General features: G+C 65.4%; 9 protein-coding genes. 4 read left to right on the top strand and 5 right to left on the bottom strand.

What is annotated here, in order from left to right:
* Positions 1-129 precede the first annotated feature (129 nt).
* Complete coding sequence (locus tag AB4Y43_RS18085) at positions 130-636, top strand: metal-dependent hydrolase (protein WP_368728435.1); 507 nt, start codon at positions 130-132, stop codon at positions 634-636.
* 199 nt (positions 637-835) lie between these two features.
* On the opposite strand, the gene AB4Y43_RS18080 is transcribed toward AB4Y43_RS18085, so the two are convergent.
* Positions 836-1,039, bottom strand: a complete 204-nt coding sequence (locus AB4Y43_RS18080; RefSeq protein WP_342946330.1) for a hypothetical protein — start codon at positions 1,037-1,039, stop codon at positions 836-838.
* Positions 1,040-1,393: 354 nt separating this feature from the next.
* On the opposite strand from AB4Y43_RS18080, the gene AB4Y43_RS18075 reads away from it, so the two are divergent.
* Positions 1,394-2,056: a helix-turn-helix domain-containing protein gene (locus tag AB4Y43_RS18075; RefSeq protein ID WP_368728434.1), complete on the top strand. Its 663-nt coding sequence runs from the start codon at positions 1,394-1,396 to the stop codon at positions 2,054-2,056.
* Between the two features lie 40 nt (positions 2,057-2,096).
* On the opposite strand, the gene pcaQ is transcribed toward AB4Y43_RS18075, so the two are convergent.
* Positions 2,097-3,113, bottom strand: coding sequence for a pca operon transcription factor PcaQ (gene pcaQ / locus AB4Y43_RS18070; RefSeq protein WP_069267445.1), 1,017 nt, complete (start codon positions 3,111-3,113; stop codon positions 2,097-2,099).
* 140 nt (positions 3,114-3,253) lie between these two features.
* Between pcaQ and pcaH the strand changes: the two genes are divergently transcribed.
* Positions 3,254-3,958, top strand: a complete 705-nt coding sequence (pcaH, locus tag AB4Y43_RS18065) for a protocatechuate 3,4-dioxygenase subunit beta (protein WP_069267444.1) — start codon at positions 3,254-3,256, stop codon at positions 3,956-3,958.
* Positions 3,959-3,961: 3 nt separating this feature from the next.
* Positions 3,962-4,549, top strand: a complete 588-nt coding sequence (gene pcaG, locus AB4Y43_RS18060; RefSeq protein ID WP_069267443.1) for a protocatechuate 3,4-dioxygenase subunit alpha — start codon at positions 3,962-3,964, stop codon at positions 4,547-4,549.
* Positions 4,550-4,718: 169 nt separating this feature from the next.
* Here pcaG and AB4Y43_RS18055 read toward each other — a convergent pair whose 3' ends face one another.
* The 3 genes from AB4Y43_RS18055 to uvrA all read right to left on the bottom strand — a co-directional run bounded on the left by AB4Y43_RS18055 (position 4,719) and on the right by uvrA (position 12,048).
* Positions 4,719-5,297 (bottom strand): NnrU family protein, encoded by a 579-nt coding sequence (locus tag AB4Y43_RS18055; protein ID WP_069267442.1) that lies wholly within the window; start codon positions 5,295-5,297, stop codon positions 4,719-4,721.
* A gap of 317 nt (positions 5,298-5,614) precedes the next feature.
* Positions 5,615-5,845 (bottom strand): H-NS histone family protein, encoded by a 231-nt coding sequence (locus AB4Y43_RS18050; RefSeq protein ID WP_069267441.1) that lies wholly within the window; start codon positions 5,843-5,845, stop codon positions 5,615-5,617.
* Between the two features lie 305 nt (positions 5,846-6,150).
* Positions 6,151-12,048 (bottom strand): excinuclease ABC subunit UvrA, encoded by a 5,898-nt coding sequence (gene uvrA, locus AB4Y43_RS18045; protein WP_368728433.1) that lies wholly within the window; start codon positions 12,046-12,048, stop codon positions 6,151-6,153.
* Between the last annotated feature and the right edge of the window lie 218 nt (positions 12,049-12,266).

Raw genomic sequence — 12,266 nt, 5'->3', positions numbered from 1 at the left:
CGCGAACGGCTGGCGCGGGCACCGCACGCGCCACACGACGTACCGCAAGTCGCCCGCATGTCACCCCTGTCATAACGGCGACACATCTGCGAAGATTGCGCCCCCTTCGACTTCGCAACACAGCGCTTCATGGCATCAGGCACCGCACATCACGCCACGGGTTGGGCCGCCGGCGTCATCGCCGCCGCAATCGTCACGCATCAGGGCGCCGATAGCGCCTGGCATCTCTACGCCGCGCTCGCGTTCGCAGCGGGTGTCGCGGGCGGATCGGCGCCCGACTGGCTGGAGGTCGCCTGGTGGCGCAAGAAGCGGCGCCTCTGGATCACGCATCGAACGTTCACGCACTGGGGCATCGGCTGGATCGCGTTGCTCGCGTGGTCGTATCACAAACTCGGGCACGTGCCGCTCGCGGCGCCCGCGTTCGGCTTCGCTTGCGGAGGCGTGATCCACCTGTTCGCGGACTGGCCCAATCCGCTCGGTGTGCCGTGGATCTTTCAACGGCATTCGCTGAACTGGTGGCGCAGCGGACGCTGCGACCTGATCGTCGTCGCGGCGTCATGGGTGGCCGCGTGGTTTTTCGCCGTGCATGGCGTGCCGCACGATTGGTCGCTCGCGCCATTGCGTCGGCTCGTCTGATCGGTCAGGTTTTCCTGGCAACAGGTGCAGGCACCCTGGGAGTCATGCAGCCGATGAAGCGTCGATTGACAATCGTCGGAACCGGTCAGGCGCCACATCGCCCATTCATCAGGCAACGTTTATTATCGTATTAACCAAAACCAAAATAAAAACGGCGCCCCTTTAAAGGGCGCCGCTCCTAAATCGCGTCATTCGGTAATCAGGTGTTCTCTTCGCACTCCACGCGTCCCATGCGGTAGCCGACGATCAGCCCGGCGTCATAGGCCGACTCCAGCGCGCGGCCAATATCCTCCGCGCTCACGAGGTGCGCGTCGGCGGTCGGCTTCCCGGTCAGTTCGAAGCTCTCGATCCCGAGCGTTCTTCGCGAGATTGCCAGCAATAACTCCAGTCGTTCGTCATGCATTTTGCTCTCTCCACTTGATCCACATCATCTGATTACAATGATAAATATCAAAATCCGTGAGAGCCGCGGCGCATGGACGCATATTGAGGCGTCACTCTAATATCAAAACCAGAAATCTTTAAAATTTGTTAAAACATCGGCGGATTAACTTTTAGATATCGTTAAGTCGAATCGTTTTGATTCGCAATTGAACAGGGCGTCAATCCACGATGGGTTAACCCATACCGCCGAGCCGACGTCGCGGCGCGGCCCAGCCAGGCCAGTCCAGGGTTTCTTGCGGGCAACCGTTTGATATGATCGGTAAGACATCGCGGGGCCCAACCAGGGCTTTTCGTCAGCATTCGAACGTAGCCCATGGATTCCACGCTCACCCCATCCGCCAGCACGGCGACCACCGACCTCGGCCGCCGCGTGCGCGCCGCGCGCGTCGCCCAGGAGCTGACGCTCGATACGGCCAGCCGCCTGTGCGGCGTCTCGCGCTCGACCCTGTCGAAAGTCGAAAACGGGCTCATGTCGCCGACCTTCGACGTGCTGCAAAAGATCGTCGGCGGGCTCAGAATCGACCTGGCCGAGCTGTTCGGCACCCCGCCCAAGCTCAATGCCGGCGGCCGCCGCGCGCTCACGCGCAATGGCGCGGGTCAACGCCACGCCTATCGCGGCTATCAAATGGAGTTGCTCGCAACCGATCTCGCGCACAAGGCCATGCTGCCGTTTCGCATCCGCATCACCGCGCATTCGCTCGACGCGTTCGACGACTGGGGCCGCCACGAAGGCGAAGAGTTTCTCTACGTGATCAGCGGCAGCGTGTGCCTGTATTCGGAGCTTTACGCGCCCACGTGTCTGGAAGCCGGCGACAGCCTCTACTTCGACAGCCGCACCGGCCACGCGGCCATTTCGACGAGCGAAGAAGACGCCGAAGTGCTGTGGATGGCAACGAGTGCGCGCCTGCCCGGCGTCGCACCGGAAGCGTCGGCAACCTCGAAGTCACGCGCCAGGACGAAGCTCACGGCCAGCTAAATGTGGCGCGCGGCGTTGGGTCTGCTGGAGCCGTAAAGCCTCACCCCCCGGCGTCGGGCGAACGCTTGCCAGCGGAAGGGTTTGCGGTACGCGCACGCCGCGCCCGCGGAGCCGCTGAGCCATCCGGCCGCACATCGCGCTCGCGCGCCGCACGCCGCACCGCCTCGATCAGCGCGCGACCGGCAGGCGTGGGCTGGGTATCGGTACGCTGAATCACCCCCACCGGCTCCTCGCCGCCCGCAGAAGGCAACGGCAACCGCACCAGCGTCCCGCGCCGCAGGTCGTACTCGACGGCACCGGCGGGCACGAACCACACCGCGTCGTTCTCGAGCGCGAGCGCGCGCCCCACCGAAACCGATAGCAACTCGACGAACGCCGACAGCGGCGGCGCCCCCCAGGCGGCGAGCAGACTGTCCGCCGCCTGGCGGATCAACGTGCCGAACGGCGGCAGCACAAGCGGAAACGATGCGAGTTGCGCCGGCAGCCCCGCCCCCGGCGCGAGCGGATGTCCCGCGCGCACCACCACGGCGAGCGGCTCGTTGTACAACTGCTCGAAGCTCAGGCCCACCATGCGCTCGGGGTCGGCCAGACGGCCCACTGCAAAGCTGATTGCCCCTGTCTTCAACCGCTCGAGCAACTCCGTGTTGGCGCCCGTCACGAGCCGCACGCTCACCCGCGGCCATTCCTCGCCGAAGTGACGCAACGCGCCGGGCAGCAACGCCGTCGCCACCGTGGGCAGCACGCCGATATCGAGCGTCGCGGCCACCGCGCCTTCGTCGCGCGCGAGCAAGGCCACGCCCTGGCGCAGCGCGCTCACGCAGGCGCTCGCGTGTGGCATGAAAAGCTGCCCCTCGCGGGTGGGCACCGCACCGTGCCGACCGCGCTCGAACAGCTTCACGCCCAGCACGAGCTCCAGCTCGGCGATCGTCTTCGACACCGCGGGCTGCGTGACCGAAAGACTCTCGGCAGCCTGCTGCACGCTGCCCATCTGCGCCACGGCAAGAAAACACTGGAGATGGCGGAATTTGACGCGTCCGTCCGCGAGCCGGTTTTGCATAACGGTTCGTTATACGAAGTGCGAAAAAACATCATTTTGCATAACTTTTCGCTTTGGATAAAGTGGCTGCATCGGCTCGTAGCGACAAATCGCTGCAGGCAACGAGCCCTTCCCCAATAATCCACCCCAGGAGACACCCCATGGACGAGTCCATCCTGTCGCCGCGCGACTTCGACTCGCATCCCGCGTACGTTTATCCGCCGTACCGTTCGTCGGTCAAACGCGGCCCCACGCTCCCGCTCATCCCCCTGAAGGAAAAGCTGCGCAACCAGCATGCACCCGTGTACGGCACCGACGACCTCGGCGCGCTCGACCACGACCTCACGCGCAACGCGGCCAGGAATGGCGCGCCGCTCGGCGAGCGCATCATCGTGACGGGCCGCGTGCTCGACGAAGGCGGCAAGCCGGTGCGCAACACGCTCGTCGAAATCTGGCAGGCCAATGCCGCCGGCCGCTATGTCCACAAGCAGGACCAGCACGACGCGCCGCTCGATCCGAACTTCCTCGGCGCCGGCCGCGCGATCACCGATAACGACGGCCGCTATCGTTTCCTCACGATCAAGCCGGGCGCGTATCCCTGGGGCAATCACCCGAACGCGTGGCGTCCGAATCACATCCACTTCTCGCTGTTCGGCGACTACTTCGGCTCGCGTCTCGTCACGCAGATGTATTTCCCCGGCGACCCGCTGCTCGCGTTCGACCCGATCTATCAGGGCACGCCGGAAGACGCACGCGAGCGCATGATTTCGCGCTTCTCGCTCGACACCACCGAAGAAGGCTACGCACTCGGCTACGAATTCGACATCGTGCTGCGCGGCCCGAACCAAACCCCCACGGAGCGTTGAACCATGGCCCTCAAGGAAACGCCTTCGCAAACGGTCGGCCCGTACTTTGCCTACGGCCTGTGTCCGCAGCAATACGACTTCGATTTGAAGAGCCTCTTCACGGCCAACGTGGTCGGGCCTGAAACGCCAGGCGAGCACATCACGCTGATCGGCCGCGTGATCGACGGCGACGGCAACGCCGTGTTCGACGCGATGCTCGAGTTTTCGCAGGTCGACGCAAACGGCCGCTATCCGGCTTCGCGCGAGGAAATCGCCAAAGACGGCTTCCGCGGTTTTGCACGCGTGGGCACGGGCACGGATGCGCAGCACCGTTTCATCGTGCACACCGTGAAGCCGGGCGTCGAGAACGCCGGCGAAGCGCCGCATCTGAATGTGATCGTGATGATGCGCGGGATGCTCACGCACACCTTTACGCGCATCTACTTCGAAGACGAAGCCGCCGCCAACGCCGCGGACCCGGTGCTCTCCGCCGTGCCCGCGGCGCGCCGCGACACGCTCATCGCGCGCCGTAGCGAGCAGGCCGGCAGCATCGTCTACACGTTCGACATCCGCATGCAGGGCGAACAGGAAACGGTGTTCTTCGATCTTTGATGCAGCAACGGACACGCGAGACGAATCGCGCGGACTTTCACGCGGCTTTCATGAACTGGCCCTATGATCGTGACACTGCGATCTGATCGCGGAACTCCGAGCTGTACCTTGTGAAGCCTGCCATGCGCAGGCTTCTTTTTTTGCAGTGCGCTCGCGGCCTGCCGCGCACTCAGCCGAGCGGCCGCACGCCGATCAGCACGCCATGCAGCCAGAAGGCGAACACGGCCCAGACGACGAGCCCGACCACGACGACGATCGCATCGCGCGACACCTCTCCCGGCGGATAGACCACCCCGGCTTCTCGGTCGCGCCGGTTCTCGCCTCGCAGCTCGAACAACGCCCAGACGAGGAAGACCCCGAAGAGGATGATGTCGTTGAGCGTGCCGTTGGCGAGCAGATGCGCGAACGCCCAAAGCGCGACGCCGCTCACGAACGGCTGGCCGAGCGCGCGCTTGAAGTGATTGCCCGGCACATAGGCCGCGACGATCAGAATGAAGGCAATGGCGGTGAGGAGTGCCGTGACATGCGCCATCCAGAACGGCGGCAGCCAGATCGGCACGGGGTAGCGGCGTGACAGACCGTAGCCATAGACGATCAGCACGAAGCCCAGAATGGAGAGCAACGCGAACGCGCCTCGCCAGGCACGCGGACCCAGGCGCTCGATCTGCGCGGCGCGCCAGGGCCCTGCCACGATGCGGATCGAATGGACACCAATGAAAATCACGAGGCCCAGCACGAGTATCGCCATGACTACCTCCCTGCCGTAGCAAGAACGCAATGGGCGAGATTGTCGCGCAGCTTGATCGCGCAGCCAACCGAAGTTTTCAAAAAAGCTGACTAATTACGCGCGCAAATGCCAGCAAAAAAGAATGCATAAATCATTGCGCGCCTAAACCGGCACGGCACATTAGGAGGCGCAATTAAATCCCGGCTCGCGCCGAAAGGCATTTTAAAACTATGCTGAATAATACTGGGCGCCGCACCGATGTGCGGCTTTGCGGCATGCGCCGCGAACGGTCTGGCGGTCGAAGGGCAACACCGGCGCGCACTCACGCACCGTCATGGCTAGCAGCGAAAATGCTCGATATCCTGTCCCGCGTGCTTATAGCGCAACAGCCAGGCCGGCATATCGCCCTCGCCATTCCACGTATTCCCGTATGCGTCGCGGTACTTGGGTAGTTTTTCGCTTTCAGCAATAGACGCTTCAAGCTCTTCGAACGTAATGCCGTACTCTTCCATGCGGCGTCGAATCCACACGATGAGCCGTTCGCGCGCCTCTCCATCGAGGTCGAACATCGATTAATTCCTCTCGCTTCGTCAAGGGCAAGGCACCGATACAACGATCGGCAAAGAATGGTCTTCCCTGAAAAGACAAAGGCTTCGCGCACGAACTGCGAAGCCTTGCTGCACTGATGAGGTAGCCTGGGTATGGAGCCCGCGACCGGTTCGGAGGGGATCTGTAGTCCGCTGCTCCGCTCTCAGGTGACGCCGCTACAGGTGAGCGAACGTTTGCTGCAAGCGGAACCGATGATACCTTGCGCGCGCGGCACAGATCAAGCGGTTTCAAGGCGGAGCGGGCCTCTGCGGCCCGCTCCATTCCTTTAGCCTGAAGCCGCCGCGCCCGTTGCGCGCCGCTCTGGTGCAGGCTTGCTTTCGGCGGCATTCACGTCAGCCTGGCCACGCGCCAGCACGGGCGCGAGTGCCGCACCGGTGTGGCTCGCCCGCACCTTCGCGAGCGCTTCGGGATCGGCCGCGGCGACGATCGTGCCACCGCCCACGCCGCCTTCGGGCCCGAGATCGATGATCCAGTCGGCTTCGGCGATCACGTCGAGGTCGTGCTCGATCACGACGACGCTATGTCCCGCGTCCGCAAGCCGGTGCAGCACGCTGATGAGGCGCGCCACGTCGGCCATGTGCAGGCCCACCGTGGGCTCGTCGAGCACGTAGAGCGTGTGCGGCGCCTTCTGGCCGCGGCGCGTGATGTCGTCGCGCACCTTCGAGAGTTCGGTCACGAGCTTGATGCGCTGCGCCTCGCCGCCCGAGAGCGTGGGCGAAGGCTGGCCGAGCGTGAGGTAGCCGAGACCCACGTCCTTCATGAGCTGCAGCGGGTGCGAAATGCTCGTGATCGACCCGAAGAACTCCACCGCCTCGTCGATTTCCATCGTCAGCACTTCGCCGATGTTCCTGCCGCGCCACGTCACGGCAAGCGTTTCCGGATTGAAGCGCTGGCCGTGGCACACGTCGCACGGCACCTTCACGTCGGGCAGGAAGCTCATGCCGATGGTGCGCACGCCCTGGCCTTCGCACGCGGGACAGCGTCCGTCGCCGGTATTGAACGAGAAACGGGACGCGCTATAGCCGCGGGCGCGCGCCTCGAGCGTATCGGCGAAAAGCCGGCGGATCGCGTCCCATACGCCGATATAGGTCGCGGGGCACGAGCGCGGCGTTTTGCCGATCGGCGTCTGGTCGACTTCGAGCACGCGGTCGATGCTTTCCCATCCGCTGATCGAATCGCAGCCCTGCCACGTATGCGAAACCTCGAGCTTCGGCTTCGCGCTCGTGCGCGCGAGCACGCTCGACCGGCGCTCCGCCGCGCTCGGCGCTTTCTCCTTCACCGCCTTGCGCGCGCGGCGCTCGGCAGGCGAAGACAGCACCGAACGCCCCACGGCGTCGAGCAGATTGGAAAGCAGCACGTCGCGCGCGAGCGTGGACTTGCCGGAGCCGCTCACACCCGTGATCGCCACGAGACGTCCGAGCGGAATCTGCGCGGTGACGTTGCGCAGGTTGTGCAGCTTGCCGCCGTGCACGGTCAGCCATTGGCCCGGCACCGCCTCGCGTCCCGCGCGCGCCGGACGCACTTCGCGACGCGGCTGCAGCGGGTGCTGGATCGGCTGTGCGAGATAGCGGCCCGTGAGCGAATCGGCCTGCGCCGCGAGATCGGCCACGCTGCCCTGCGCGACCACACGGCCGCCGCGCTTGCCCGCGCTCGGACCGATGTCGATGATGTGATCGGCGCGCCGGATCGTGTCCTCGTCGTGTTCGACCACCACGAGCGTGTTGCCCTTCTCGCCGAGGCTGCGCAGCGCGTCGAGCAGGATCTGGTTGTCGCGCGGATGCAGGCCGATGGTCGGTTCGTCGAGCACGTAGCACACACCCTGCAAGTTACTGCCGAGTTGCGCAGCGAGACGAATGCGCTGTGCCTCGCCACCCGAAAGGCTCGGCGCGGCGCGATCGAGGCTCAGATAGCCGAGCCCCACTTCTTCCAGGAACTGCAGTCGGCTGCGGATTTCGCTCACCACGTCGCGCGCGATCTGCGCGTCGCGGCCATTGAGCTTCAGCGTATCGATCCAGCGGCGCGTATCCGCCACGGTCCACTGCGCGACATCGACGATGGGATGCGCGTCGAACGTCACCGCGCGCGCCACCGGATTCAGGCGCGTGCCGCCGCAATCGTGGCACGGCTCGTCGACCATGCCGTCGGGTTCCTGCTCTTCCGAAGGCAGGGTCTGCTCGCGGCCACGGCCGTCTTCGGCGACGATCGTGTCGTCATAGGCGGCGCGCTGCTCGCGCGTGAGCGCGAGGCCCGTGCCTACGCAGGTCGTGCACCAGCCATGCTTGCTGTTGTACGAGAACATACGCGGATCGAGTTCGGGATAGCTCGTGCCGCACACGGGACAGGCGCGCCGCGTCGACAGCACCTTCACCTCGCCGATGCTCGCCGTCGAACCGCCATTGCCCAGCACGTGATGGAGGCCGTCGAGTGGCGCGAGCAGGTGCACGATGCCCTTGCCCGCTTCGAGCGTCGCGCCGAGCATCGTCCGCAATTGCGCCTCGTTTTCAGGCTCGATCACGAGGTCGCCCACCGGCAACTCGATCGTATGCTCGCGGAAGCGGTCGAGCTTGGGCCACGGCGCGACGGGCACGAACTCGCCATCCACGCGCAGATGCGTATTGCCGCGCGCCTTCGCCCACTTCGCGAGATCGGTGTAGACGCCCTTGCGATTGACGACGAGCGGTGCGAGCAAACCGACATGCTGGCCGCGATGCTCGCGCAGCAGTTGCGCGACGATCGCATCGACGCTCTGCGACGTGACGGGCGTGCCGTCATGCACGCAGTGCTGCACGCCGAGCTTCACGTAAAGCAGACGCAGGAAGTGCCACACCTCGGAGGTCGTGGCGACCGTGCTCTTGCGGCCGCCGCGCGAAAGGCGCTGCTCGATCGCGACGGTCGGCGGAATGCCGTACACGGCATCGACTTCGGGGCGGCCCGCGGGCTGCACGATCGAACGCGCATACGCGTTGAGCGATTCGAGGTAGCGCCGCTGGCCTTCGTGAAAGAGGATGTCGAACGCGAGCGTGGACTTGCCCGAGCCCGACACGCCCGTGATGACGTTGAAGCGGCCGTGCGGGATATCGACGTCGAGCGCCTTGAGGTTGTGCTCGCGCGCATTCACGATGCGCACCACGTCCTCGCCCTGCACGTCGCGGCGCGCCTGCGCGGCACGCAACGCCGTTTGCAGCGCCACGCCCTCTTCTTCCGCCAGCAGTTCGACGCCGCTGCCAAGCGCGGCTTCGTAGCGCTCGAGCGCCGCGCCCGTATGCGAACGCGGACACGCGATCACGTCTTCGGGCGTGCCGACGCACACCACTTCGCCGCCCGCGTCGCCGCCTTCGGGGCCGAGATCGATCAGCCAATCTGCGGCGCGGATCACGTCGAGGTTATGTTCGATCACGAGCAGCGAATGACCGCCCGCGAGCAGCTTGCCGAAGGCGCGCATCAGCTTGGCGATGTCGTCGAAATGCAGGCCCGTAGTCGGTTCGTCGAACATGAAGAGGCGGCCGCCCGCTTCCTTGCCGCGTGACTGCGCGGTTTCGGCGAGATACCCCGCGAGCTTCAGGCGCTGCGCCTCGCCGCCCGACAGCGTCGGCACCGGCTGGCCGAGCTTCACGTATTCGAGACCGACGTCCACGATAGGCTGCAGCACGCGCAATACTTCGGCGTCCTCAGCGAAGCATTGCACTGCTTCGCTGACCGTGAGGTCGAGCACGTCCGCCACCGAAAGCGTGCGGCCCGCGCGCTCGATCTTCACTTCGAGCACTTCCGCGCGATAGCGGCTGCCGTCGCAATCGGGGCAACGCAGATACACATCGCTCAGGAACTGCATTTCGATGTGCTCGAAACCCGAGCCGCCGCAAGTCGGGCATCGACCTTCGCCCGAGTTGAAGCTGAACATGCCCGCCGTGTACCCACGCTGCTTCGCGAGCGTCGCCTTGGCGAACAGCTTGCGGATCTCGTCGAACGCGCCGACATAGCTGGCCGGATTCGAGCGCGCCGTCTTGCCGATCGGCGACTGATCGACGAACACGGCGTCGCTGATCTGCTCCGCGCCGCTCAGCTTGCGGAACGTGCCCGGCGCGTCCGTCGCCTTGCCCAGATGCCGCGCGAGCGCGGGATAGAGCACGTCCTGCACGAGCGTGGATTTGCCCGAGCCCGAAACGCCCGTCACGCACACGAGCCGCTGCAGCGGAATCTGCACGGTCACGTCGCGCAGGTTGTGTTCGCTCGCGCCTTCGAGCAGGAGGTTCGGCGTGGACGCGTCAACCGGGCGTCGCTCCCAGTGCGAAGCGTCGGCAACGGCGCGGTGGCCGCCCAGGTACTCGCCCGTCAGGGTGCCCGAGGAGCGGATATCGTTCGGCGTGCCGTCGTAGACGATCGAGCCGCCGCGCTCGCCCGGGCCGGGGCCCATGTCGATGAGGCGGTCGGCCGCGAGCATCACGGACGGATCGTGCTCGACCACGACGAGCGTGTTGCCGGCGTCGCGCAGACGTTGCATCGCTTCGACGATGCGGTTGAGGTCGCGCGGATGCAGGCCAATACTCGGCTCATCGAGCACGAACAGCGTTTTCGTGAGCGACGTGCCGAGCGCCGTGGTCAGGTTGATACGCTGCACTTCTCCGCCCGAAAGCGTGCGGCTCTGGCGGTCGAGCGTCAGATAGCCGAGACCCACGTCGCAGAGATACTTCAGGCGCGTGCGCACTTCCTCGAGCAGCAGCTTCAGCGCGTCGTCGAGCAATGCTGAGGAAAGCGAAAGATTGTCGAAGAAGCGGCGGATGCGCTCGATCGGCAGCAGCATCACGTCGTGCACGGTGAGGCCCGGCAACGCTTCGAGCTGCGCGCGTGTCCAGTCCACGCCGTGCGGCAGGAAGCGCCCCGATGGCGCGAGCACGTCGTCCGCGTTCTGCTGCGTGCCGAGACGCCATTGCAGGGCCTCGGTTTTCAGGCGTGCGCCTCCGCAGGTTTCGCACGGCGTGTAGCTGCGGTACTTCGACAGCAGCACGCGAATGTGCATCTTGTAGGCCTTCGACTCCAGATACTGGAAGAAGCGCTTCACGCCGTACCACTGCGTTTGCCAGCTGCCCTTCCAGTCCGGCGCGCCGTTGATGACCCAGTCGCGCTGCGCCTGCGTCAGCTCGGACCATGCCGTATCGCGCGGAATGCCGGCTTTCGCGGCATAGCGCATCAGGTCGTCCTGGCATTCCTTCCACGCCGGCGTTTGCAGCGGCTTGATCGCGCCGCCGCGCAGCGTCTTGCGCTCGTCGGGGATCACGAGGCCCCAATCCACGCCGATCACGCGGCCAAAACCGCGGCACGCGTCGCAGGCGCCGTAGGCCGAGTTGAACGAGAACAACGCGGGCTGCGGATCGGCGTAGCGTAAATCGCTGTCCGGGCAATGCAGCCCCGTCGAGAAGCGCCAGATCTGCGGCTCGGCCTGCGCATCGTCATCGCTGCTGGCCAGCACGTAGACGTTCACGCGCCCGCTGCCGCGCTTGAGCGAGGCTTCGATCGCCTCGATCGCGCGGCTCTTCTCCACATTCTGCATGCGGAAACGGTCGGCGACGACGTCGAGCAGCTTGCGCGTGCCTTCGGCCGTCTTCACCTCGCGCTGCGCCTGCACGCGCGTATAGCCACTCGCGGAGAGCCACTGCGCGACTTCTTCCTCGGTGGTCGTATCGGGCAACTCGACCGGAAACGTGACCACAAGACGCGGGTCGCCCGCGGCCGTACGCGCCATCAGTTCGGCGTAAATCGTCTCAGGCGTGTCGTGCCGCACGGGCTGCGCCGTGACGCGGTCGAACAGATTCGCGGCGCGCGCGTACAGCAGCTTCAGGTGGTCATTGAGCTCCGTCATCGTGCCGACCGTGGAGCGCGAACTGCGCACGGGGTTGGTCTGGTCGATGGCGATGGCGGGCGGCACACCGTCCACGCGATCGACCTGCGGCCGGTCCATGCGGTCGAGGAACTGACGCGCGTAGGCGCTGAAGGTTTCGACGTAACGGCGCTGGCCTTCCGCGTAAAGCGTATCGAAGACGAGGCTCGACTTGCCCGAGCCCGAAGGCCCGGTGACGACCGTCATTTCGCCGGTGTGCAGGTCGAGGTCGAGGTTCTTGAGGTTGTGCTGGCGGGCACCACGGATTCGGATGGATCGGTTTTCGCTCACTTGCGCTGGCATTCCGGCTGGATCACACGCGTGGGGCCGGACGGCGCGCGAAATGGGGCAAATACGCGGCGCGGCCCGGCAACTTGCAGCGCGGCGCGCGCGGGGAATCGGCGCGCGGCCCTGGCTGTCAGGCTAGGATTCTACTGTATATTTATACAGCACGCTGGATGGCCGTTCGGCTGGGTCTCGGCCGCCAGTTGCCCGTATTTACGCGCCAG

It is taken from the genome of Paraburkholderia sp. BR10872 (assembly GCF_040965835.1).
Lineage (GTDB): Bacteria > Pseudomonadota > Gammaproteobacteria > Burkholderiales > Burkholderiaceae > Paraburkholderia > Paraburkholderia nodosa_A.
Note: the sequence above shows the minus strand (reverse complement) of the source record. Positions and strands in the feature narration are given on the sequence as shown.